20 protein-coding genes are annotated in these 24256 nt (G+C 40.1%); 10 read left to right on the top strand and 10 right to left on the bottom strand.

Annotation, left to right across the window (positions count from 1 at the left end):
• Positions 1 to 152 precede the first annotated feature (152 nt).
• The 4 genes from KO529_RS07705 to KO529_RS07690 all read right to left on the bottom strand — a co-directional run bounded on the left by KO529_RS07705 (position 153) and on the right by KO529_RS07690 (position 3799).
• Positions 153 to 2150: a TonB family protein gene (locus KO529_RS07705; RefSeq protein WP_215947338.1), complete on the bottom strand. Its 1998-nt coding sequence runs from the start codon at positions 2148 to 2150 to the stop codon at positions 153 to 155.
• On the bottom strand, positions 2147 to 2509 hold the full coding sequence (locus KO529_RS07700) for a BlaI/MecI/CopY family transcriptional regulator (protein ID WP_110356990.1): 363 nt from the start codon (positions 2507 to 2509) through the stop codon (positions 2147 to 2149). The genes KO529_RS07705 and KO529_RS07700 overlap by 4 nt, the downstream gene beginning before the upstream one ends.
• Positions 2510 to 2761: 252 nt before the next feature.
• Complete coding sequence (locus KO529_RS07695) at positions 2762 to 3112, bottom strand: hypothetical protein (RefSeq protein ID WP_215947337.1); 351 nt, start codon at positions 3110 to 3112, stop codon at positions 2762 to 2764.
• 387 nt (positions 3113 to 3499) lie between these two features.
• Positions 3500 to 3799, bottom strand: a complete 300-nt coding sequence (locus KO529_RS07690) for a GIY-YIG nuclease family protein (protein ID WP_215947336.1) — start codon at positions 3797 to 3799, stop codon at positions 3500 to 3502.
• A gap of 459 nt (positions 3800 to 4258) precedes the next feature.
• Between KO529_RS07690 and KO529_RS07685 the strand changes: the two genes are divergently transcribed.
• A complete protein-coding gene (locus tag KO529_RS07685; protein WP_215947335.1) occupies positions 4259 to 4774 on the top strand; it encodes a DUF456 domain-containing protein in 516 nt (171 codons plus the stop codon).
• A gap of 9 nt (positions 4775 to 4783) precedes the next feature.
• On the opposite strand, the gene KO529_RS07680 is transcribed toward KO529_RS07685, so the two are convergent.
• Both KO529_RS07680 and KO529_RS07675 read right to left on the bottom strand, forming a co-directional pair.
• Entirely contained in the window at positions 4784 to 5335 is a 552-nt protein-coding gene (locus KO529_RS07680; RefSeq protein WP_215947334.1) for a nitroreductase family protein, read from the bottom strand.
• Between the two features lie 43 nt (positions 5336 to 5378).
• Entirely contained in the window at positions 5379 to 6272 is an 894-nt protein-coding gene (locus KO529_RS07675) for a LysR family transcriptional regulator (RefSeq protein ID WP_215947333.1), read from the bottom strand.
• Positions 6273 to 6351: 79 nt separating this feature from the next.
• Here KO529_RS07675 and hutH point away from each other — a divergent pair, with 79 nt between their 5' ends.
• The 7 genes from hutH to hutG all read left to right on the top strand — a co-directional run bounded on the left by hutH (position 6352) and on the right by hutG (position 17074).
• On the top strand, positions 6352 to 7932 hold the full coding sequence (gene hutH, locus KO529_RS07670) for a histidine ammonia-lyase (protein ID WP_215947332.1): 1581 nt from the start codon (positions 6352 to 6354) through the stop codon (positions 7930 to 7932).
• A gap of 52 nt (positions 7933 to 7984) precedes the next feature.
• Positions 7985 to 9232, top strand: a complete 1248-nt coding sequence (gene hutI / locus KO529_RS07665) for an imidazolonepropionase (RefSeq protein WP_215947331.1) — start codon at positions 7985 to 7987, stop codon at positions 9230 to 9232.
• 18 nt (positions 9233 to 9250) lie between these two features.
• On the top strand, positions 9251 to 11260 hold the full coding sequence (locus tag KO529_RS07660; protein WP_215947330.1) for a urocanate hydratase: 2010 nt from the start codon (positions 9251 to 9253) through the stop codon (positions 11258 to 11260).
• A gap of 232 nt (positions 11261 to 11492) precedes the next feature.
• On the top strand, positions 11493 to 12347 hold the full coding sequence (locus tag KO529_RS07655) for a class I SAM-dependent methyltransferase (RefSeq protein ID WP_215947329.1): 855 nt from the start codon (positions 11493 to 11495) through the stop codon (positions 12345 to 12347).
• A gap of 153 nt (positions 12348 to 12500) precedes the next feature.
• Positions 12501 to 14903 (top strand): tetratricopeptide repeat protein, encoded by a 2403-nt coding sequence (locus KO529_RS07650; protein WP_215947328.1) that lies wholly within the window; start codon positions 12501 to 12503, stop codon positions 14901 to 14903.
• A 54-nt stretch (positions 14904 to 14957) separates the two neighbouring features.
• On the top strand, positions 14958 to 15917 hold the full coding sequence (locus tag KO529_RS07645) for a glycosyltransferase family 2 protein (RefSeq protein ID WP_215947327.1): 960 nt from the start codon (positions 14958 to 14960) through the stop codon (positions 15915 to 15917).
• A gap of 185 nt (positions 15918 to 16102) precedes the next feature.
• Positions 16103 to 17074, top strand: a complete 972-nt coding sequence (hutG, locus tag KO529_RS07640; protein ID WP_215947326.1) for a formimidoylglutamase — start codon at positions 16103 to 16105, stop codon at positions 17072 to 17074.
• Between the two features lie 45 nt (positions 17075 to 17119).
• On the opposite strand, the gene KO529_RS07635 is transcribed toward hutG, so the two are convergent.
• Positions 17120 to 18277 (bottom strand): homogentisate 1,2-dioxygenase, encoded by a 1158-nt coding sequence (locus KO529_RS07635; RefSeq protein WP_215947325.1) that lies wholly within the window; start codon positions 18275 to 18277, stop codon positions 17120 to 17122.
• Positions 18278 to 18678: 401 nt separating this feature from the next.
• Positions 18679 to 19383, bottom strand: coding sequence for an NUDIX hydrolase (locus KO529_RS07630; RefSeq protein ID WP_215947324.1), 705 nt, complete (start codon positions 19381 to 19383; stop codon positions 18679 to 18681).
• Positions 19384 to 19600: 217 nt separating this feature from the next.
• Here KO529_RS07630 and KO529_RS07625 point away from each other — a divergent pair, with 217 nt between their 5' ends.
• Positions 19601 to 19828, top strand: coding sequence for a hypothetical protein (locus tag KO529_RS07625; RefSeq protein ID WP_215947323.1), 228 nt, complete (start codon positions 19601 to 19603; stop codon positions 19826 to 19828).
• Here the strand turns inward: KO529_RS07625 and KO529_RS07620 are convergent.
• Both KO529_RS07620 and KO529_RS07615 read right to left on the bottom strand, forming a co-directional pair.
• The gene (locus KO529_RS07620) at positions 19821 to 20723 is read right to left on the bottom strand and encodes a universal stress protein (protein WP_215947322.1); all 903 of its coding nucleotides are present in this window, start codon (positions 20721 to 20723) and stop codon (positions 19821 to 19823) included. The genes KO529_RS07625 and KO529_RS07620 overlap by 8 nt on opposite strands.
• Before the next feature lie 267 nt (positions 20724 to 20990).
• Complete coding sequence (locus tag KO529_RS07615; protein ID WP_215947321.1) at positions 20991 to 21626, bottom strand: Crp/Fnr family transcriptional regulator; 636 nt, start codon at positions 21624 to 21626, stop codon at positions 20991 to 20993.
• Between the two features lie 173 nt (positions 21627 to 21799).
• On the opposite strand from KO529_RS07615, the gene KO529_RS07610 reads away from it, so the two are divergent.
• On the top strand, positions 21800 to 24196 hold the full coding sequence (locus KO529_RS07610) for a heavy metal translocating P-type ATPase (RefSeq protein WP_215947320.1): 2397 nt from the start codon (positions 21800 to 21802) through the stop codon (positions 24194 to 24196).
• The last annotated feature ends 60 nt before the right edge of the window (positions 24197 to 24256 follow it).

The following is a 24256-nucleotide window of genomic DNA, read 5'->3' as shown; positions in this document are numbered from 1 at the left end:
CAGATTCTGGGCGGAAATTACAATTTTTTGATCAATTTAAGGGGTGTAGCCGTCAATTTCCTGTTGAATAATCTTAACCTATGGGCTACAATTTTCAAGAAATATCCTTACCAACAGCACAGTGGTTACCTTAAAGAAACATATAGTAATGTTTACTTATTGGTAATATGGTATTTCTGTTGATCCGTAAGGACAAGCATAGTAGTGGGCAATCCTTTGTACTGAAAAGTTAAGACCTCTCCTTTTTGGGCTTCAATCTCAATTATCCCATTAAAGTCTGTAACCACAACCTCATTTTTTCCTTGTACGGAAACATTTACCCCTGGCAACCCTTTGGTTCCATCGGTAACCATACATCGAAGATACTCCTTACCACCAACCTTTTTAACATTTGCCATTACGGACATCGTATTCGAAACTGACATTAATTCTGGGGATTGAGATGTGTCAATGTCTTTAGGGCCCTCAAGCTTAAACGTAATTGGAATCGAAAAAGGTACCCGTACTTTTTCACCACGGTGTTCCCCAGGGGTCATTTGCGGCAACAAAGAAATAATTCGGGCCGCCTCATCTTCCAATAATTTGTCCGGACCGCGTAAACTAACATTACCAATGCTTCCATCTTCCTGAATAATGAACAGCACATTTACCCGTCCCTGAATGCCAATTTCCTGGGCTTGTTCGGGATATCTAAAATTCTTTCCAATATGCCTCTGCAACATTTGATTAAAACAGGCTCTCATATCCCCTGCATCCTCGCAACCTGGGTAGACTGGAACTTTGTCTATAATGGCGAAGGCCACATCTGATGTTCCATCATTATTTTCCATTATACCAAATTCCTCTTTTCCCTCCAACTTAAATGTAATGGGAATGGAATAAGCAACCCTCACCTTATTTCCCTTGTGTTCGCCAGGAGCCATTTGTGGTAACAGTGAAATAATTCGCGCTGCCTCTGCTTCCAAAATTTTATCCGGGGAGCGCATGCGAACATTCCCTATACTTCCGTCTTTTTGAATAACGAACATAATATTCACCCGTCCCTGAATACCTTTTTCCTGAGCTTCTTGGGGGTATCTAAAATTCTTACCAATATGTTTCTGCATTTGTTTTTGAAAACAGGCCCTCATATTTTCCGCGTCTTCGCAACCGGGAAAAACTGGAACCTTTTCAACTTGAGAAAAAGGAACATCAACATCGCCTTGATTAGGATTACTAAGTTGAGGCAATTTGATGTTTTTTATTAACTGTGCATCGCCAGTAGCTTGTTCTTCCTCAGAAATTCCATTTTCTTTGGCCTCCATGGAAGTGTACACCAACATTCCCACTACCAACGGCACCAACAATAAATATTTTAGCTGCCAAACTCTTTTTGATTTTGATTTTTGTAACATGACGATTCGTTTTTTGACTAATGATGATTTAAAAAATTGATTGATGAAAGAAATATGTTGGGTCTGAAAGACCTGTGACAACAGCAATTGATACTGCTCCGCCTTATGGGTCTTGGCCACTTTTGCATCGGCGATGAACTCGTGCAATTCGGAAACCCTGTTTTGATAAACGTAGATCAAGGGGTTGAACCAGCCTATTATGCGCATTAGTTCAAAGAACAAAAGGTCCCAACTATGTCTTTGTTCTATATGTACCAGCTCGTGCTGAATAATGCTTTTATGTTCCTTTTCCAACACTTGGTCGCCCAAAAAAATCGACCTAAAAAAGGAAAAGGCAATATTACTATTGCGCACTAACACCCTAGTGAAGTCTTTAAAGTAACGGATTTCGCCATGACGTTTTAGCCGGTTTATTTGGAACAATTTGTAAGCAAAAAGCAAGGCTGCAATTGACATTCCGCCATAAAATATTATTTCGGTTGCAGAAAGATCAAAAGAAGGTGAATTTTCAGGAGCAACAATCACCCCTTCAGACATATCCATCCCCCATAGATATTCAGGATAAATAAAATATTCAGGAGATACCGTAGTCTTAAAAGCCTCGATTTTTATCCAAGGTAGAAATAGGGAAAGCACAAATGTCCCGATCAAGTACACCCTGTTCCACTGAAAAAAGGTCTCCCGTTTTAGGAACAGATCGTAAACTATCAAAAACAATAGCTGGAAGGCCATGCATTCTAAAATGTACCGTATCATTCCTTCTCTTCTTTAATGTCCTTGAGTATCGATTCCAATTCAGAAAGACTCATATCGTTCTTTTTCATAAAGAAGGATACCATACTTTTAAACGAGCCCTGGAAATAGCCATCCACCAATTTGTTGATGGACTGGTTGCCGTAATCCGATTTCTTGATCAGCGGAAAATAAAGATAGCCCCTGCCCTCTTGCTCGTGATCTACAAAACCTTTGCTCTCCAAGATGCGTACAATGGTGGAAACTGTATTGTACGCCGGTTTGGGCTCCGGCAATTCATCTATGATTGCGGCCACATTACATTTCTGCAACTGCCATAATACCTGCATTACTTCCTCCTCTGCTTTGGTCAACTGTTTCATCTGTCGATTTTATAATTTTTTCATGTCCCCAACCACTATTTAACTAACTTTTTAGTTGAAGGCTATAACAAATATAACTAAAAAATTAGTTTAAACTAATTTTTTAGTTAAAAATTATTTTGAAGCTATTGTATCTTAAAAGCAATTGCGAGCGTCAAGCTCTTACTGGATTTTTTTTAATCTGAATTCTAAGTAGGCACGAGCGTGACTCTTGCGCCTGCGACGAGGTATGGCGACGAAGCATTCTCTTCATTACACGGAATGGTCTGCGTTTCTCACCCCTTCCGGCTTCTCCTTTGTCGAAGCCACCTTCCCCTGATTAGGGGAAGGAGCATTTTTTAAGCATTTCATTGTGTGACATAAAACCATAAGTATAATCATTGTAAGCTCCTTCCCTTGGACAAAACCTGTCCCGCGTTTTCCGCGGGAGGACAAGGTGGATTCTCGGCTAGCAGCCGAGGAGACGGAAGGGATTGTAAGCCCAAGTCCTTGGAAAAGCCAATAGTCCTGATAGAATATAGGTAGGGCATAGATTCCCGCCTTCTCCTTTGTCGAAGCCACCTTCCCCTGATTAGGGGAAGGAGCATTTTCTAAGCATTTCATTGTGTAACATAAAACCATAAGTATAATCATCGTAAGCTCCTTCCCTTGGATAAGCCTGTCCCGCGTTTTCCGCGGGAGGACAAGGTGGATTCTCGGCTAGCAGCCGAGGAGACGGAAGGGATTGTAAGCCCAAGTCCTTGGAAAAGCACATAATTTCCAATTGACAACTTAGGTTTGGATCATCACTGAAATTGCCTCATGTCAAAGTGAATACTCCCAGTCATTTCGACCGCTAGGGAGAAATCGCACTAGCGGCTAAACCTGAACATAAAATTTGTTCCCAATATATAAACTGCTGACTAGTATCGCCCAAAACCATTATGTGCGACTTCTCGTCGACCCCAAAATGGGACTCTGTGGAAGTGACTACACTTGACCTATAATTCCTTAAACAATCTGATTGTTTAAGGTTTCCCACTTAGGATTAAAAGTAGAAATGAGGCTGTTCTTCTTTTCCCTCCTCCATTTTTTAATTTCCTTTTCACGTGCAATTGCATCTTTTGGAGATTCAAAACCTTCGTAATACACCAAGTAAATACAGTTGTATTTTCCGGCGAAAGATTTCCTGGCATTTTGGCTATCAAAATAGTGCTGTGACAACCTACGTTGTATATTATTGGTCACTCCTACATAAAGGGTTGTACGATGTTCATTTGTGGTTATATATGCAAAATGATTGTAAAACAATTAAAAACTCGGATTGGTGTTACCCAAATTTAGTTCATTATTCATAATTATTCGAAAAGCAAATAATAACATAATGACCACCCCTGTCATTTTGAACGACCGACAGGGAGGAGAAACCGAAGGTTCACGAATACCCCTAAAATAAAATGTCATGAGCTAAATCGCACTGATAGCTGGACTTGAACTTGAATTGTGTTCTGCAATTCACTCCTAACAACAATAACGAAAATGCATCCCACCCAAAACCAATATGTGCGACTTCTCGTCGTCCCGAAAAGGGACTCTGTCGAAGTGACTACCCAGTCATTTCGAACGAAGGTGAGAAATCGCACTAGATGCTCAACCAAAATTTGAAATATAAACTGGCCAAAACCAAGCTTATGTGGCTTCTCCTTTATTACCCCATCCATGTAACAAATCCTTCCTATCTTCGTCAAACTAAGCGTTCAAAAGATTCCTATGGATATTGCATTGTTGATTATCGGGTTCATTTTAATGTTCGTTGGCGTATTGGGAAGTTTTCTACCGGTATTACCAGGAACACCCATTAGTTGGGTAGGCCTGCTGCTCCTCTATCTTACCAAAGCCATTCCCGATGACTGGACCTTCCTGGGTCTCACCTTGGCAATTGCAGTAATGGTTTTTGCCTTGGATTATATTATTCCTGTTTGGGGAACCAAGAAATTCGGGGGAAGCAAATGGGGTATGATAGGAACTACCATTGGACTTTTAATAGCCTTAATATTTCCTGTTCTTGGATTTTTTGGAATAATAATCTGGCCTTTTTTGGGGGCTTTGGCTGGGGAACTAATCAACAAAGCCGATCAAAAAACGGCCCTAAAGGCCGCCTTTGGTTCTTTTTTAGGCTTTTTAACCGGTACCTTCCTGAAATTTATGGTCACCATAATCTATTTAGGCCTATTTATATATAAAGCTTGGGAATATAAATCGGACTTATTTCCCTTTTTTAATTAACCGGGATTATTACATCCAGGTAACTTTTTCCTGCCACGGGCCTTTGCTGACCACTGGAATTTCTTCGTCATAATAGCCCATATAGAAAAATCCTAGGCATACCTCTCCTGAGTTCAGCTCAAAAAAGTCGTCCATATATTTAATCAGGCCGGGAGAGCTCCAATAGCTACCTATACCCATCTCGGTACAACAAAGCCACATATTTTGAACTGCCATGGCCGTTGCAGCCACCTCTTCCCATTCGGGCAAACTTTCTAGGGGGTCGCGTTGCATACAAATGGCTATTACAACCGCAGCATTTTTTGGATTTTGTATCAACTTTTCTACCTTGAACTGCTTTGGCTTGGGGTCGGTTTCCATATACTTCAAAGACAGAAACAAACCCAACTTTTCCTTTGTCTCTCCCTGTAGTACTTTAAAACGCCAAGGTTCCGTTTTCTTATGGGTTGGCGCAAAGTTGGCGGCCTCCAACACCTTTTCAATGTTCTCCTTACTTATGGGTTTATCATTATATTGGGCAGGAAAAACAGACCTACGCCTCTTAATTATATCAAAAATCATAATCTCTCAATTTAAATATTACAAGCTAAAGTTTTTAAATCACTTATTCTGATTGCTTCAACAACAAATTAATACAATGTCGCAAGGCAGGGTTCCTGTTATCCTCCTTCCAACACACTGAAAGCACTGCCCTTTGTGGAATATTCTTAAGCTCAATAAATTTCACCTTCATCTGAAACCCGTACTGTAAGGAAGTGGGTATTATGGCTATCCCCAATTTATTCTCCACCAGCTTAAAAATGGTCTGGGCATGTACCGATTTATGGGAAACCTTGGGGGTAAAACCGGCATCCTCACAAATGCTCATAACTGTATCAAAGTACAACGGACTATAATCTTGGGCGAACAAAATAAAATTCTCTGCCGCCAATTGCCCTACATCCGTAAATTCCCTAGTCAATAACGGATATAATTCCGGTAAGACAACAGAAAAAGTGTCGGTATAGACCGGTTGAATATTCAGTCCTTCAGGTACTCTGGCCGTGCGTACAAACCCCATATCCAATTTATCCTTTAAAATGGCATTGACCTGTGCATTGTTGGACAATTCCTCCAAATTGGTCTGGATTCCAGGAAATTTATCCTTTAACTTAATTAGGAGATTGGGTATCACTTCTTGCATGGCCGAGCCCAAAAATCCTATCCGAACCTCCCCAAAATTACCATCCCTAATATGCCTCAACTGCTTTTTGGTAACTTCCAAATGGTTCAGGATAAACTCTATTTCACTTTTGAGATATTCCCCCGCAGCCGTAAGGCTTACCTTCTTCTTGGTCCGAACAAAAAGCTTCACCTCCAAAATCTCTTCCATTTGCTTAATCTGTCTACTCAAGCCCGGTTGTGAAATACAAAGCTTTTCCGCAGCTTTTCTATAATGCAATTCTTCGGCCACTGCCAAGAAATAATTGAAATGTCTGAGCTCTAATTGATAACCCATGGTTATTAAGTGTGTATATTAATAGTATTGGTGATTATCAAACATAATCAATAAATTTATATTGATAAAAAATAATCCTATGACTACTTCAAAAAAAATCTTTTTTTTCGGGGAAGATCATTTAACGGCAGGTCTAGCCCTAGGCCTTACTAGGGGAACGATCCAAGGACAAATCTCAGAAAAAGCAAGAAAAAAAATTCGGGCCAGTTATGAAGTCGTGGCACGTATTGTGGAAATGGGCAAACCTGTTTACGGAATCAATACCGGATTTGGCCCCTTGTGTACCACCAAGATTTCCAAATCCGAAACCAAAATATTACAAAACAATATACTTCAAAGCCATAGTGTAGGGATTGGACAGCCTATCGCAACCGAAATGGCCAAATTAATGCTCGTGCTAAAGGCCCATTCCCTTGCCAAAGGTTTTTCCGGCATTGCAGAAGCCACCCTGGACCGAATAATATGGCACATAGACAATGATGCTATTCCAATAGTACCCTCCCAAGGTTCAGTAGGAGCTTCCGGTGACCTTGCTCCCTTATCCCATTTATTTTTACCGCTAATAGGATTGGGAAGAGTCAGGTATATAAGAAAATTGATCTCCACAGATCAACTTCATAGAATTTATGGCCTTGAACCCTTGGAATTAGGTCCAAAAGAAGGCCTGGCCCTAATTAACGGCACCCAATTTATTGCTGCCCATGCCGTAATGGCCATAGACAAAATGCACGCTTGCCTTACCCATGCCGACATTATTGGGGCCATGATGATTGAAGGATTACAGGGTAGTGTAAAACCATTTTATAATGAGTTGCACAAACTACGGCCCTTTAAAGGCAATGGCCATGTAGCTTCAAGAATCCGTTTCCTATTGGAAGATTCAGAAATTATGCAGGACCACATAGATTGTGAACGGGTACAGGACCCCTATTCCCTAAGATGTATTCCCCAAGTACACGGGGCCTCCAGAAACGCCTGGTTGCATTTGAAGGAATTGTTGGAGATAGAATTGAACTCGGTCACGGACAACCCTATCATTATTAATGAGGAATTAACGATTAGTGGGGGCAATTTTCATGGACAACCATTGGCAATGGCGCTGGACTACGCATGCTTGGCCGCTTCAGAGCTTGGAAACATCTCGGACCGCCGTATTTATTTGGCCCTGGAAGGCAACAGTCCCGGGGTGCCCAAATTGTTGATGAAAGATACCGGAATCAATTCGGGCTATATGATTCTTCAATACACTACTGCGGCTTTGGCCAGTGAAAATAAAGGCTTGTGTTTCCCTGCCAGTGCGGATAGCATCCCTACTTCCCTAGGCCAGGAAGACCATGTAAGCATGGGATCCATCAGCGGCAGAAAGGCCCTTCAGGTATTGGAAAATGTAGAGAAAATATTGGCCATTGAACTCCTCACCGCAGCTCAGGCTTTTGAATTTAGAAAGCCTATGAAATCCGGAGTATTGTTGGATGAAGTCCACAAAACTATTCGCAAAAAAGTGGCCTTTGCGGATAAAGACAGGGTGTTTTCCGATGATATTGAAAAAGGAATCGAAATGATCAAGGACCGCACCATAATACTTTCGGTAGAAAAAACAATGAAACGCCACAATCTAAAAATGGAAAGTCCATTCGAAGAGGAATTTGAAAAATATTAAACTACAGCGAACCCATCAACAACAATCTGCATACTATAGACCTTAGACAAACATGAAAAAATATACCCTTATAGGCCCCTTTAAACAAATCTTGACCATGGCAGGTTTACCGCTAAAAGGAGCCCTATCGGACGAGCAATTGCCAATTTTGGAAAATGGGGGTATTATTATGGTAGATGAAAAAATTCACGCCATAGGAACTTATCCCCAAATTCAGGCGGAAGCAAATGGACTAAATGCTGAAAACATCCATATTAAAACCAATATGGTATGCCTTCCCGGCTTAATAGATGCCCATACCCATATTTGCTTTGGAGGAAGCCGGGCCAAGGACTATGCCCTCCGCAATTCCGGCAATACCTATCTAGAGATTGCCAAAGCTGGCGGTGGAATCTGGGATACCGTTACCGAGACAAGAAAAGCCACAATTTCCTCCCTTATAGAGGGTATAAAAACAAGGGCGGACAGACATTTGACCCATGGAGTGACTACCATAGAAGTGAAAAGCGGCTACGGACTTTCGGTACAGGAGGAACTAAAAATGTTAAGGGCCATTGCATTGGCCAAAGAACAATGCCAGTCCCACCTGATTCCGACCTGTTTGGCGGCACATATGGTGCCAAAAGATTTCAAGGGGGGTCCAGCCGAGTATCTTTTGGAAATAAGCACTTCACTATTTCCAATTCTAAAAAAGGAACAGTTAACCAATAGGATAGATGCCTTTGTGGAAGAAGGGGCGTTTTCTCCCGCTTCAATTGCAGCATATTTTGACAAGGCCAAGGCCATGGGATTCGATATCACCGTACACGCCGACCAATTCTCAACCGGAGGCAGTGGGGTGGCGGTTAAATATAAGGCAGTAAGTGCCGATCATCTGGAAGCCAGTTCAGAAAAAGAAATTCAGCTTTTGGCCAAAAGCAATGTAGTGGCCACCGCCTTGCCGGGCGCCTCTATGGGATTGGGCTGCAACTATGCCCCTGCCCGCCGATTGTTGGATGCCGGAGCAGCCTTGGCCATCGCCAGTGATTGGAACCCAGGTTCCGCCCCAATGGGTAATTTGTTGGTTCAGGCAGCCGTGCTCGGCTCCTTTGAAAAACTCACCAATACCGAGGTATTGTCCGGGATTACTTTTAGGGCAGCTGCGGCTTTGAACTTAAAGGATCGCGGTATACTACAAACTGGATTATTAGCAGATCTTATTGCATTTCCAACCAAGGATTACAAAGAAATTCTTTACCAGCAAGGTATGATGCCCCCCTCCCTTGTCTGCAAAAAAGGAAAATTGGTAATGGATATATAATCAAAAAAGACGCGAACGATGACGGACGAGAATTTTAAAGACCAAATACTCCAAGGCATACCAAAGGTAATGCCCCAAACAAAAGTCTATCCCAAGAATACCAATAACGCCCCCAAACGTAAGGATATCCTAACCCTGGAGGAGAAGAAATTGGCCATACGCAATGCCTTGCGCTATTTTCCTTCGGATTGGCACGAAATCCTTGGAAAAGAATTTGCCCAAGAATTGAATACCCTGGGCAGAATATATATGTATCGTTTTAAGCCCGATTATCCTCTATTTGCACGGCCAATTGATCAATATCCTGCAAAAACCGTAGAAGCCGCCAGTATTATGCTAATGATCCAAAACAATTTGGATCCCAAGGTAGCACAACATCCCGAAGAACTAATAACCTATGGAGGCAACGGTGCCGTTTTTCAGAATTGGGCCCAATATCTTTTAACCATGCAGTACTTGGCGAATATGACCAACGAACAAACCCTGCACATTTATTCCGGGCATCCCATGGGGCTATTCCCCTCATCCCAAGAAGCCCCTAGAGTGGTTGTAACTAACGGGATGATGATCCCCAACTACTCCAAACAGGATGACTGGGAGAAGTATAATGCCCTTGGAGTTACCCAATACGGACAAATGACGGCCGGATCCTATATGTATATTGGGCCACAAGGAATAGTTCATGGCACTACCATTACCGTCCTGAACGCCTTTAGAAAGGTCTTACAAAAAGGAAAATCGGCCAAAGGAAAAATATTTCTCACCTCCGGTTTAGGGGGAATGAGCGGAGCCCAGCCCAAGGCCGGAAATATTGCCGGCTGCATTACCATATGTGCTGAGGTAAATAAAGATGCTGCACAAAAAAGATACCAGCAAGCTTGGGTAGATGAGCTTTTGGAAGACCTGGATCAATTGGTAAAACGAACCAGACTGGCCATTCAAAAAGAGGAGGTAGTTTCCTTGGCCTACATCGGCAACATTGTTGACGTATGGGAAAGGTTTGACCAGGAAAACATATTCATTCATTTGGGATCCGACCAGACCTCCCTTCACAATCCATGGTCAGGGGGGTATTATCCCGCCGGCCTAACTTTTGAAGAATCCAACCTTCTTATGAGAACCAAACCCGAAGAATTTAAACAAAGGGTTCAAGCTTCATTAAGAAGACAGGTATCGGCCATTAACAAGCATACGGCCAAGGGCACCTATTTTTTTGATTACGGCAATGCTTTTTTATTGGAAGCATCCAGGGCTGGGGCAGATATCATGGCGAGTAATGGTATCAACTTTAGATATCCTTCCTATGTACAGGATATTTTAGGCCCCTTGTGTTTCGATTACGGCTTTGGACCCTTTAGATGGGTGTGTACTTCTGGAGACCCTAAGGATTTACAAAAAACCGATGATCTTGCATTGCAAACTTTGGAAGAAATTAGGACTAATGCACCCTCCGAGATCCAACAGCAAATACAGGACAATATAAAATGGATCCGGGAAGCTTCATCCAATAAATTGGTAGTAGGGTCTCAGGCCCGCATCTTATATGCAGATGCAGAGGGAAGGGCTAAAATTGCCATGGCCTTCAACACTGCTATAAACTCTGGAAAAATCAGTGCACCCATTGTTTTGGGACGGGACCACCATGACGTGGGGGGTACCGATTCGCCCTTTAGGGAAACCAGCAATATTTATGACGGAAGTAGGTTTACCGCAGATATGGCAATCCAAAATGTTATTGGCGATAGTTTTAGGGGCGCTACTTGGGTATCCATCCACAACGGAGGTGGTGTAGGTTGGGGCGAGGTCATCAATGGTGGTTTCGGTTTGGTCCTGGATGGTTCGGACGAGGCCGCGAGGCGCTTAAAAAACATGCTCTTTTATGATGTAAACAATGGGATATCCAGAAGAAGTTGGGCCAGAAACAAGGAAGCGATATTTGCCATAAAACGGGAAATGGCACGTACTCCGGAATTAAAGGTAACCTTGCCCAATTTGGTAGAAGCCGAATTGTTGGAAAGATTGTTTTAATAATCAATTATATTTTGGTCAATTGGCAATGGCACATGTCAATCGTCCATGTCGCACTAGCGTGATATTGGATCTGGTTACAACTATTAAAGTAAAAACCTCACCTAAATTTTATATTTTACTTGGAAACATCTATTTTTATGGACGAAACAGTCCTTATATCGTTTTTCATTAGGGATTGTTTCTCCTTTTGTTGGAGCAAATAATCAGTAAAAAAACCATAATAAAAATAATGATTCCCTGTCCTATTTGTAACAATCCCAAAACCAAATTACAATACCAACTAAAATTTAATGTACATCAATGTTCAAATTGTGGTTTTCAATTTTGTCCTGATGCCACCTTCAATAAAACTTTAGTTTCCGATCTCAACGAAGAAACTAGGGAGAAGGCACTTATCAATTTACGCAAGGAAAATTTTCAGCATATCATCACTTCCATCAAAAAGCATGGTATAACCAAAGTCCATGGCCTGGAAGTAGGTCCCGGATATGGCTGGTTTCTGGAGGTATGTAAAGATTACAATATTAGTTGTGAGGGAATTGAGCCTGAAACCCGATTTAATGCCCGCTACCAAAAGGAAGATCTGCAAGTGAAGAATGGTTTTTTCCCACAAGACCTCTCGGAACAGTTATTGTACGACTTTATTGCCTATAATGATGTTTTGGAGCATTTACCCGATTTAAAGGGAATAATGAAAGCTAATTATAACTTGCTAAAATCCGATGGGCTTTTGATCATTAATTTACCACAGCAAGACGGAATAATTTATTTCATTTCCAAAATAGCCTATAGATTTGGTGTAAAATCCATATTGGACAGAATGTGGCAATTTAATTTTCACAGCCCGCACTTAAGCTATTTTACAAAACGTACCTTGTTGAGGCTGGCCAAGGACAACAATTTTGAACAGGTAGAGTCCTTTCCATTGAAAACCATCAATTTATCAGAAATATCCGATAGAATAGAACAAGATAACCAACAAGGGTATCTAATGAGATTGGTTACTAAAATTGGCGTATTTTTTCTATTCCCATTTTTACAAATATTCCCTGACACCCGATGTTTTGTTTTTAAAAAAGTATAGTAAAGAGGATTATTGGAATTTAATTCTGCCACGGAAATAAAGTAATTATTAATAGGTCCGTGGATAAAATAGGTTGTTATTAAATATGAAAGAGCGGCTTGGAAGTTTGTAATTTTTTGCCGCTAAAACCAAGAAAAAAAATTACCAAACTCGATGATTGCAGTAATACCAAAGTTCACCAAGGCTATATACAGGATTACCGGTTATAACAGCAACAACTACAACTCATTTAAAAATCCGGTTTTTATTTTACTAGGCACCCTATTGTTGTTTGTACTGATACTGGCATATTCCAATCATTTCTTAAATGGTTTTCATTTTGACGATAGCCATACCATAGAAGATAACAATGCTATTAAAGAGGTAGATGTAAAAGCATTTTTCAAGGATGCCACCACCTTTAGTTCTCTCCCTAGCAATCAGACCTACCGGCCATACACTACCCTTGAAAACGCCATAGATTTTAAATTGGGAAATGGTTTGGACCCTTTAGCATTCCATATTCATATTTTTATATTCTTCATATTCACCTGTGCCGCGCTCTGTCTTTTTGTAAAAAAACTATTGGACAGGCTGGAATTTTCCAACTACAACCAATTTTGGGGACTACTGGTCGCTGCAGCATTTGGCCTACTATGTGCCAATGCGGAAACGGTAAATTATATTATTCAACGGTCGGAAATTATTGCAGGATTTTATGTCCTATTAGGATTTGTGGCATTTTTAAGTGGTGGAAAATGGCGTAAATGGCATCTTTATCTTATTTTTCCATTTATTGGCTTCTTTTCCAAGGAAATGGCTTTGGTTTTTTCGCCGCTATTATTTCTTTATTTTTTAGTATTTGAGGAAGAAGTAGACCTTTTACACTTCTATAGGGCAACTGAATTTAAAAAATGTATCCGCTCCTTTATCAAGGTGTTTCCTTCCTTTATACTGACCGTAGCGTTTTTAGTGTTCTATTTTAGCATGTTGCCGGATACCTTTGCCCCAGGCGGACCTGATAGGTACAATTATCTAATTACCCAGCCATTGGTAATGTGCCACTATATTTTGACATATTTTATTCCATATAACCTTTCCGCCGACACTGATTGGAAGGCCTTTGAGTCCATTTTGGATTATAGGCCCATATTAGGGATAGTTGGTATTGCTCTTTTGGCTTATTTGGCATTAAAGGCATCCAATAAAAAGGAAACCAAATTATTTTCCTTTGGCATGTTGTGGTTTTTCATCTCACTACTGCCATCTTCTTCCGTTCTTCCTTTTGCAGAAGTATTAAACGACCACCGAAGTTTTATACCCTATATGGGCCTAACAATAGCCTTTGTTTTTGGCAGCAAATATATCCTTGAAACCTATTTTCCGAAAATATTGAACACACATATTGGTCAATATTCAGTAGCCTTATTTATCATCTTTTTCTTGACCGCCAATGCCTATGGCATTCACCAGCGAAATAAAGTATGGAAAGACGAGCGTAGTCTTTGGAAAGATGTTACCATAAAAAGTCCTGAAAACGGCCGCGGCCATATGAATTATGGACTTGCCCTTATGGCGGATGCCGATTATGCCAATGCCGAAATATCATTTAATAAAGCCTTGGAATATTCTCCTAATTATTCCAGTATTTATACCAATCTTGGTATTTTAAAAAATGCAATAGGCGATAAGGAAAGTGCAGACAAAAACTTCAAAAAGGCCTTATCACTAAGTGATTCAAACCATAAAACCAAATACTTTTACGGACGGTATTTATTTCAAAATGACCAATTTAAAGAGGCCATAGATTATTTCACTCAGGTAAATAATCTTACTCCCAATTATCTTGAGACCCGGGAATATATCCTAAAATCCTTTCATAAACTTGAGGATTGGGAAAATATGAAAAACTTTAGCAATGAAGTTTTGGCAAAAATGTCAGAAGATAGCACCGCTAAAAAATACTTGGATATTGCCTTGAACAAAAAATCCATTCTTGCCGCCCTTGAAGAAGAGGTAGCCAGTGCTCCAAGCCCAGAAAAATATTTAAATTTAAGTTTGCAATATTTCAATGCAAGCAACTACGAAGATTGTATTAGAGCAGCCGGAAAAGCTTTGGAATTAAAACCTGAATACGCTGATGCCTACAACAATATAGGTATAGGCCATTTTTATTTATTGAATTATGACCAGGCCATAGAGGCCTACCAAAAGGCATTGGAGTTAAAACCCTCCTATCAATTGGCAAAAAACAATTTGGAGAATGCTATGGATAAAAAGAAGAGTACCGCCAATGTTACCGCCAATTTATCAGATAAGGAAGTATCAAATTATTATATAAATCTTAGTCTTGAATATTACAAGAAAAAAAAATATCAGACCTGCATTGCAGCTGCAAGGAAATCCATAGCAATATCACCTAACGCCATTGCCTATAACAACATTTGTTCTGCCTACAACGAACTGAACAAATACCAGAAGGCAATAACCGCATGTAATGAAGCACTAAAATTAGATCCGAACTCTAAGTTGTCAAAGGGAAATTTAAGTTACGCCAAACAACAGGCAGGGAACTAAAAGAATAGAAGGGAAAGATATAATAAATAAAGAATCTTAATTAACACGGCAACCATGGAAATGCAGAAATATAGCTCCAAGAGAATCGCAGTTGTAATCCCATATTACAATGCCTCAAATGAAATATTACTCGTTATTTCCAAATTACCGGAATACATACAGTACGTAATAATTGTAGACGACAAAAGTCCAACCCCATTACCCAAGGATGATTTGGAAAAACTTGTACATGCCAAGGCAACCCTATATTTTTTAGAAAACACCATAAACTTAGGGGTCGGTGGTGCTACCAAAAGAGGTTTTGAAGAGGCCATTGCAATTGGTGCAGAAATTATAATCAAGGTCGATGCAGATGACCAGATGGACCTTAGCTACCTTCCCAATTTACTAGACCCTTTAATTGCCAATAAATGCGATGTAGCCAAAGGCAATAGATTTAAGGACCTAAAAGCCTTAAGAGCCATGCCTATTGTTCGTAGAATTGGGAATTTAGGCTTATCGTTCCTTATTAAATCAGCAACAGGTTATTGGCACAACTTTGATCCCACAAACGGATTTTTGGCCATTAAAACCGATGTTTTGAGAAAGTTGGATTTCAGCAAACTTGCCAACCGTTACTATTTTGAAACCTCTCTTTTGTCCCAACTATACTTTGAAAAAGCAGCCATTAAGGATGTCCCTATGCCCGCCATATACGGGGAGGAAAAATCCAACATGAAAATATGGAAAATGCCTTTTGTCTTTGGAGCAAGGCTGACCAGTACTTTCTTAAAACGTATTGTAAAAGAATACTTTTTGTACGATTTTAATATTGGGTCGGTATATCTGCTATTTGGTTTTCCACTTTTTATGTTCGGTCTTATTTTTGGTATTTCGGAATGGATATATTACGCCAACATAAATACATTTGCCCCTACAGGAACCATTATGATCGTTACCCTATCCATTATATTGGGATTCCAACTTATCCTTCAAGCTATCCAATACGACATTATAAATGCGCCAAAAGCCTAATAAGGGCCTTCAACTTTGTCACAAAATATATTGTGGAACAGTTACTTCTGTCCCAGGGAAAAACACTAATATTGATAAAGATATTTTCTAGGATAGCGAATAAGTTGTTCAACTATTTTTTTCAAAGTTCTCAAAGCAACAATGAATTGGTTAACTAGGTCATTAGCCTATAAAATTCAGTTAACATGCACACCTATACTAAAACAGACCCTTTAAATTGGACAGGACGCAAGTCTGGCCAACAGCTTTATCTTCATGAAAAGGTGATTTGCATTGATCTTAATTCCGAGCAAGCCCCTGGTACAAAAGGACGATCTTGGGCCATATTGGGATATGCCTGCGATGAGGGCGTTAAAAGGAACGAAGGGAGAATTGGCGCAGCTTTGGGCCCCGACGCCATCCGTAAGCAGCTCGCTAAACTCCCAAACCATTTAACAGAAAACGTTTTATTGCTGGATACGGGAACCGTAGATTGTAAGGATGGGGATTTAAAAAAAACACAAACCGTTTTGTCGCGTACCGTCGCCCAATTGCTTAAGCAAAACGCTTTCCCCATACTTTTGGGAGGAGGTCATGACATTGCTTATGGTCATTATAACGGAATAAAAAAATATCTTGCCACGGAAGGCAATAATAAATCCATTGGCATTATTAATTTTGACGCCCATTTTGATTTACGAAGTAACCAAACCAATAATAATTCCGGCACCCCCTTTTACCAAATTGCACAAGACTGTAAACTGGATCAGTCAAATTTCCGATACATGTGTTTTGGAATCCGCGAGGATGCCAATAGCAGAATCCTTTATGACACAGCAAAGGACCTAGGCGTCCAATACGTTGAAAAAACAAACTTCAACCTCCTTCATTTCAATGAAATAAAAGATAAAATAACGCAATTTGCCAAGGAAGTGGATTATATCTACACTACGATAGATTTGGATGGCTTTTCCTCGGCCTACGCGCCTGGCGTAAGTGCCGCTTCCCCAATGGGTTTCTCCCCGGAAATTGTTCTGGAATGCCTAAAAATTATAATTGCATCAAAAAAATTAATAAGCCTCGATTTAGCTGAAATGAACCCAACATACGATATTGACCATCAAACGGCTAAATTGGCCGCCTCACTTGTTCATTTCGTAATTCACCAAAGCCAATAAAATTGTAAGCCTTTATATCCTATTTTTCACCCCAGCAAGGAAGCCTTATTCCAACCAGGATTGAAAATACTTGCCATCGTCAATATCCAAGGCGGCCTTGGTAAGTTGCAAGGGCCTAAAGGTATCTATCATCACTGCCAACTCCTCGGTTTTGGATTTTCCAATACTGGCTTCATACGTACCCGGATGCGGGCCATGGGGAATCCCTGCTGGATGCAATGAAATATATCCTTTATCTATATTCTTTCTGCTCATAAAGTCGCCATCCACATAATACAATACTTCGTCTGAATCTATATTGGAATGATTGTAAGGAGCAGGTATGGACTGGGGGTGATAGTCGTACAAGCGCGGAACGAAGGAGCAGACCACGAAGGCCGAAGTCTCAAAAGTCTGATGCACTGGAGGTGGTTGGTGAACACGCCCGGTAATGGGCTCAAAATTATGAATGGAAAAGCCATAGGGATAATTGTAACCATCCCAGCCTACCACGTCAAAAGGGTGGGAAGCATATACCAAATGGTGCAATTGGCCTTGCTTCTTAACTTTGATCACAAAATCGCCCAACTCATCATGGGTTTGTAAATTCAGCGGCAGTTTGAAATCCCGCTCACAAAATGGCGAATGCTCTAAATGCTGTCCAAACCAGTTTCTATATCTTTTTGGTGTGTAAATGGGATGATATGATTCGACTATCAACAACCTATTTTCCTCGCTATCAAAGCTAATCTGGTAGATCATTCCACGGGGAATAATAAGATAATCCCCATACTCGAACTTTATTTCTCCCAACATGGTTTTCAAAACTCCTGTGCCTTTGTGAACAAACAACATTTCATCGGCATCCGCATTTTTATAGAAATAGTCGGTCATTGATTTTTTTGGTGCCGCCAGCGAGACATGAACATCCGAATTAAACAACATAACTGTTCTACTTTCCAAATAATCGTTCATGGGCTTCACTTCGAAACCTTTGAGCAATCTGGACTTTATATTATGGGACACCATGGCTTTAGGAGAAACATCGAAGGACTTTCCTACTTCCTTTACCATTGTAGGTCTATGCAAGTGGTACATGAGCGATGACATACCGTCAAAACCAATGGTTCCAAACAATTGCTCATAATGGAGACTGCCGTCCTTTTTCTTAAAAATAGTATGTCTTTTGGGGGGAATTTTTCCTAATTTATGATACAAGGGCATAGTTATATCCTTATTAATGATTCCTTTTTAAAAATACGATAAAATAAGGAGTATCTGAAATATTAAATTTCAATTAATAATGATGTAATGGTTGGATTTTCGTGGCTATTTAATCCATAAACTGTTCTGCAATAGCCTTGGTAGAAGATTAGAGTGAAAGGATTAAAACTCTTAAAACATTAATTTAAGGGGAATGCAAACAAAAAAAGCCTCCCAAAATGGAAAGCCTTTCATCGGCGCTTGTCAGTCCAAATTTGCATCAGGACGGTTCGACAAAAACAACCTTGCCTCAATTTGCATTGAGACACAACACAACTTGACAAAGATAGTAAAGGTTTTTAGATTTTCATTATTTGGGCAAGCTTATTTGGACAATCCTTACAGGTCCCATTTTAGATAGGTTAGAGTATAAAATTAAATCCTGATTCCTCCAGCCTTTTGTATTTGTCGTAATCGAACCTATACAAAAAAGCACCTTTTTTTGAGGTAGATTTATCCTTCTCGTTCAACTTAATTAGCAAATCGAAGGATAATAATTTCTTTCTAAAATTACGATCGTCCAATTTGGTCTGGTGAATGGCCTCATATAATGATTGAAGCTGCGGAATGGTGAATTTTTCAGGGAGAAGTTCAAATCCAATAGGCCTATGGGCAGTTTTCTGTCTTAATCTATCCAAGGCATCGGCAATCATAACGTTATGATCAAGAACCAATTGGGGAATATCTTCCAAGGCAAACCATTTGGCACCATGCAATTCCACTTGTTCCCTATCATAGTCATTAATTCTGATCAAAGCATATTGGGCAATGGAAATACATCTTGCTCCTGAATCCCTATCTACATCGCTATACACCTTTAGTTCCTCCAAAAAAATATTCTCCAAGCCCGTAAACTCCAAAAGAACACGGCGGGCAGCATCTGGAACACTCTCCTCTGCATCCACAAAACTTCCGATTAATGACCACTCTCCTTTAAAGGGATCAATTCTTCTCCTAAAAACCAAAAGTTTCAATACGCCATCATCAAAACCAAAAACAATACAATCTGTTGCCACAAGTAATTTAGGCTGCGCAATATAAGTTCGATAATTCTCCAATGTCTTCATTTCAACTATAATGCACTAAAATATCAAAAAATAATTTCAAATCCTTAAAAGCCAAAATTTTAAACCCCTAAACCCAATCATGAAGGCTAAGAATATGTGTTCATGGCCAAATCCATCTTATTAATTTTCATCCAAATACCAAAAATTGTCCCAAACATATTTAGCAGTCATTTAACACTAAACCTCCTTGATTTTGAATAACTTGTAATAAAAAAAGATGAAAAACACTGCTATGTTCTGGGTAGCCGCAACAACCTTGGTCCTAATTTCCCTGACCATAATGACGGCTATGAACTTTCCATTTAATTGGGTTTTTTACATTACTGTACTAGGGCAAATAATGCTCGTATATATGGTCGTTAGAGTGCTTAAAGACAATTATACTACAGACAAGACCTTTAAGGACTTCTATGAAGATTATCCGTTAAGGAGTGAAATTAATTAGAGGCCGATATTTCCTGTCCTCTTTTGCTATTTGGCGGAGTTCCCATACCCAATTCCGGAATTACCAATAAGGGTATTTGGGTATGAAAGGCCAATCGTTTAATTACGGGTTCACGTGTCATTTTTTCCATATAACTATGCTGATAATTTAGCATGGCCAGCAAGTGTATGTCCAATTCGTCTGCAAAAACCTCCAAGGTCTGGGAAACCGAATTCAATTCTGAAACCGTATGCACATAATGCTCTACCTCACCAATATACTTCCTTAACATATTCAGGTTGAATTGCTGGACTTCTGTAAGCGATTTAATCTCGTATTGCACATGTACTATCCTAATAGCTGCCTTAAAGGATTTTGCCATTTCCAATAGTGGCCTCAGTTCAGAAGTCGTGTAGAACCTATTAAAATCTGTTGCAAAAGCTATTTCGGAAGGAGTCTTAAACTTAAAATGTTGGGGAATGGCCAGTACCGGGCAGTTCTTTATAGATTTTATTATTCTAACGGTATTGCTACCCATAAACACTTCCTCCAAACCGGAAGCACCTTTTGTTCCCGTAATCACTAAACCAATTTGATGGGTCTCTATGATATTCTTTATTTCATCTACCAATAGGCTAAAGGAAGAAATGGCAATAAACTTATGCTTGGGATTATGGTACTTTTCCTGGATCTTTTTTAATAGTTGATCCAAGCCTTTTTCGGAATTATTCTTTACCACATCCTCACATGCCTTGCCGCCAGCGCCTGTCGCCATAAATCTACTGTGGGCAATGGTAGGAGTATATGTATTTAAAATATAAAACTCGCACTCCTCATGCTTATAGAGGGAAATTGCATATTTGGTTGCATTCCAAGCATTGGGAGAAAAATCTGTAGGTAATAATATCTTTTTCAAACTATTTTATATTTTATAAGAACCCTGATAAGGGGTTAAAACCATGGGGTAAAATTATGGGAAGTGAAAAACCTGAACTATGACATTTATCAGCTTTTGAGATTGATATCCAACCGCAAAAAACTTCGACAGTAGCCCATTTAGCAATGGTAATTATAACTGATTATCCACAAAAAAAGGAAGAAACAAAGCGCATAAACATGTGGGATATGGGGAAACGGGCTAGGCCAACTTCAATTTGAAAAAGATGAAACGGAAACACGGGGATCAGCTCCCCTTTGCAACCTCATTGAGGGCCTTTCTGTCCGCTATGGCAACCTTTTTTCCATAAGCTTTTATCAAGCCCAGTTTTTTGAAATCTGAAATAATACGTATGGCAGATTCTGTAGCCGTACCAACTACATTGGCAATATCTTCTCGGGACAATGTCAAGGCCAAATAACCGTTGTTATCCTTTCCAAAATTTTCCTCCAAATATATAAAAGCCTCTGCTATCCTTTGCTTTACGGTTTTTTGCGACATATTTACAATAACATCGTCGGCTTCTTTTAAATCATGTGCTATATGCCTCAATACTTCCACAGCAAAATTGGGATTGCTATTGAGGCTATCCACTATGGCATCCTTGGGAATGAAACAAACCTCCATATCATTTACCGCAATTGCACTCAAGTTGGCCACTTCTTCGGTAATTACCGAACGCTGCCCCAAGACAGCCCCTTTAGTCGCCAGTTTTACTATTTGATCCTTCCCGTTTGGACTTAATTTCGACAACTTGGAAACTCCATCCCTTACACAAAAAACACCATTGAGCTTTTCTCCTTCGCCAAAAATGGTTTCACCTTTTTTTACTAATTTGGTAGTTTTGGTATCTGAAACCCGCTTCAGTTCTTCCTTGCTCATTGCCCGTAAGGAATTGAATTGACGTATTATACAATTTTCACATCTGCCCATAACTAAAAAATTACCTGATACGGCAAATTTAAAGGTTATTAGCAGAGAAAAAACTGACAAATATCATGTTTTCAAATAGCAATCATGAGCATCTTTGCATGCAGGTATTAAGCAAATAATCTATGGATAAGGCAACGTGCTATCATTGTGGTGACGATTGCGGGAACAATCCCATAAATCATAACGACAAAAATTTTTGTTGTGTTGGATGTAAAACCGTTTATGAGATTTTCTCCAACAACGACCTTTCCTACTATTATGACCTACAGTCCGCAGCAGGTGCCTCGCCTAAGGAAGTGGAAGGCAAATATGACTTTCTTGAATCGCAAAACATAGTAGAAAAACTTATAGAGTTCAACGATAACGGCACCCAGATAATAAATCTTTACATTCCCCATATACATTGCAGTTCCTGTATTTGGATATTGGAAAACCTAAACAAACTGAACAAGGGCATAAACAGTTCCCAAGTAGACTTTCCCAAAAAGACAGTGAGGGTCACTTTTAACTCCAAAAAAGTTTCACTTAAAGAACTGGTGGTGCTAATGTCCAGAATTGGTTATGAACCTTATATTTCCTTGGACGATTATGACAAGACCAAAAAGGGAACGGACCGCAGCTTGTCCTATAAATTAGGTATTGCCGGCTTTGCCTTCGGAAACGTTATGTTTCTTTCCTTCCCCGAATATTTTGAGGTAGGGGAATTTTGGCTGGAACAATTTAAAGGGATTTTTAGATGGCTAATGTTTGCCTTTTCCTTACCAGTGGTTTTCTATGCAGCCCAAGATTATTTTATTTCGGCATACAAGGGACTAAGATCTAGATTCTTAAATATAGATATCCCAATTGCCCTGGGCATTTTGGTTTTATTCCTTCGGAGCACCGTCGAAATAATTTTCGATTGGGGGTCGGGTTTTTTTGACAGCCTTACGGGATTGGTCTTCTTTTTACTTTTAGGTAAATTCTTTCAACAAAAAACATATTCCTATCTATCTTTTGAACGGGATTACAAATCCTACTTTCCTATTGCCGTTACAAGAATCACAAGTAAAAATACGGAAGAGAACACTCAGGTATATGACATTAAAGCCGGAGATAGGCTCCTTATAAGAAATGGGGAATTAATCCCTGTGGATGCCATCCTGATCAACGGAAATGCCAAGATAGATTACAGTTTTGTGACGGGCGAATCGGAACCGGTGGACAAGAATTCTGGCGACAAAGTGTATGCCGGTGGAAGACAGATAAGTAGTGCCATAGAAATTGAAGCTATAAAATCTGTTTCCCAAAGCTATCTTACACAACTATGGAGCAACGCCGTCTTCCAACAGGACAAATCGGGAAGCTTTCAAACCTTAACGGACAGCATTGGCAAAAGATTTACCATTGCCGTCCTTACCATCGCTTTCGTCTCTGCCATAATTTGGTTAATAATAGACCCCAGTAAAACTATAAATGTCTTTACCGCGGTGCTCATAATTGCCTGTCCTTGTGCCATTGCCCTGGCGGCCCCTTTTACCTTGGGCAATATGTTGCGAATTTTTGGCCGCCACGGATTTTACTTAAGGGACACCCAGACCATAGAACAATTGGCACAGATAGATACCGCTATATTCGACAAAACAGGCACCATTACCACGGCTGAAAAGGGAAATGTCTACTATGAAGGTCTGGAACTGACCAGTGAAGAGGAGTCCTTATTAAAAAACACCCTGCGCTCCTCCAATCACCCATTGAGCAGAAAGCTTTATGATATGTTGGCGGAACAAAACATTGTGACCCTTGAGGAATACGAGGAATATTTGGGCCAGGGAATCAAAGGCTCGACCGTTACGGACAGTGTTAAAATTGGCTCTGCCGCATTTGTTGGCAACACCAACATAAACAATAAGGACAGCACCTCTGTCCACTTGAGCTCCAACGACGAATACAAGGGCTGTTTTATTTTTCAGAACCAATACCGGGACGGGGTCGAGGAAACCTTTAAAACAATGTCTCGCGACCTGGAATTGGCAATCTTATCAGGGGATAACGCAGGGGAAAGAGCTAACCTTACCAAATTGTTACCTAAGGGAACACCGCTATATTTTAATCAAAAACCGGACAATAAGCTGCAATTTATAAAGTCGCTCCAGGACCAAAACAAAAAGGTAATGATGGTTGGGGACGGACTAAATGATGCCGGAGCTCTGGCACAAAGTAATGTTGGCATAGCCATTTCGGAAAACGTAAATGTTTTTTCTCCTGCCTGTGACGGTATACTGGATGCTAAAAATTTTAAATCCCTTTACCAGTATATTCTGGCCTCAAGAAAAGCTATTAAGATCATAAAACTAAGTTTCGCACTTTCCTTAATGTACAACCTTGTGGGATTGTATTTTGCGGTAACTGGACAATTACAGCCAGTTATTGCGGCCATCCTAATGCCATTAAGTTCCATCAGTATTGTAATATTCACCACCGTTGCAACAAACCTTCTGGGAAGAAAACTAGGCAGGAAACAATCATCCGTAGAATAACTTTTTGAAGTTGATCAAAATATACGATTAAACAAAAGGCAACTGTTTTGCAACAGTTGC

The organism is Arenibacter algicola (assembly GCF_018860365.1).
GTDB lineage: Bacteria > Bacteroidota > Bacteroidia > Flavobacteriales > Flavobacteriaceae > Arenibacter > Arenibacter algicola_B.
The sequence above is the reverse complement of the archived record's forward strand: the minus strand, read 5'-3'. Positions and strand labels throughout refer to the sequence as shown.

Coding starts and splice junctions, on each gene's coding strand:
- KO529_RS07705 (WP_215947338.1), bottom strand. CDS start 2,150: ATGATACGGTACATTTTAGAATGCATGGCCTTCCAGCTATTGTTTTTG.
- KO529_RS07700 (WP_110356990.1), bottom strand. CDS start 2,509: ATGAAACAGTTGACCAAAGCAGAGGAGGAAGTAATGCAGGTATTATGG.
- KO529_RS07695 (WP_215947337.1), bottom strand. CDS start 3,112: ATGAAATGCTTAGAAAATGCTCCTTCCCCTAATCAGGGGAAGGTGGCT.
- KO529_RS07685 (WP_215947335.1), top strand. CDS start 4,259: ATGGATATTGCATTGTTGATTATCGGGTTCATTTTAATGTTCGTTGGC.
- KO529_RS07680 (WP_215947334.1), bottom strand. CDS start 5,335: ATGATTTTTGATATAATTAAGAGGCGTAGGTCTGTTTTTCCTGCCCAA.
- KO529_RS07675 (WP_215947333.1), bottom strand. CDS start 6,272: ATGGGTTATCAATTAGAGCTCAGACATTTCAATTATTTCTTGGCAGTG.
- hutH (WP_215947332.1), top strand. CDS start 6,352: ATGACTACTTCAAAAAAAATCTTTTTTTTCGGGGAAGATCATTTAACG.
- hutI (WP_215947331.1), top strand. CDS start 7,985: ATGAAAAAATATACCCTTATAGGCCCCTTTAAACAAATCTTGACCATG.
- KO529_RS07660 (WP_215947330.1), top strand. CDS start 9,251: ATGACGGACGAGAATTTTAAAGACCAAATACTCCAAGGCATACCAAAG.
- KO529_RS07655 (WP_215947329.1), top strand. CDS start 11,493: ATGATTCCCTGTCCTATTTGTAACAATCCCAAAACCAAATTACAATAC.
- KO529_RS07650 (WP_215947328.1), top strand. CDS start 12,501: ATGATTGCAGTAATACCAAAGTTCACCAAGGCTATATACAGGATTACC.
- KO529_RS07645 (WP_215947327.1), top strand. CDS start 14,958: ATGGAAATGCAGAAATATAGCTCCAAGAGAATCGCAGTTGTAATCCCA.
- hutG (WP_215947326.1), top strand. CDS start 16,103: ATGCACACCTATACTAAAACAGACCCTTTAAATTGGACAGGACGCAAG.
- KO529_RS07635 (WP_215947325.1), bottom strand. CDS start 18,277: ATGCCCTTGTATCATAAATTAGGAAAAATTCCCCCCAAAAGACATACT.
- KO529_RS07630 (WP_215947324.1), bottom strand. CDS start 19,383: ATGAAGACATTGGAGAATTATCGAACTTATATTGCGCAGCCTAAATTA.
- KO529_RS07625 (WP_215947323.1), top strand. CDS start 19,601: ATGAAAAACACTGCTATGTTCTGGGTAGCCGCAACAACCTTGGTCCTA.
- KO529_RS07615 (WP_215947321.1), bottom strand. CDS start 21,626: ATGAGCAAGGAAGAACTGAAGCGGGTTTCAGATACCAAAACTACCAAA.
- KO529_RS07610 (WP_215947320.1), top strand. CDS start 21,800: ATGGATAAGGCAACGTGCTATCATTGTGGTGACGATTGCGGGAACAAT.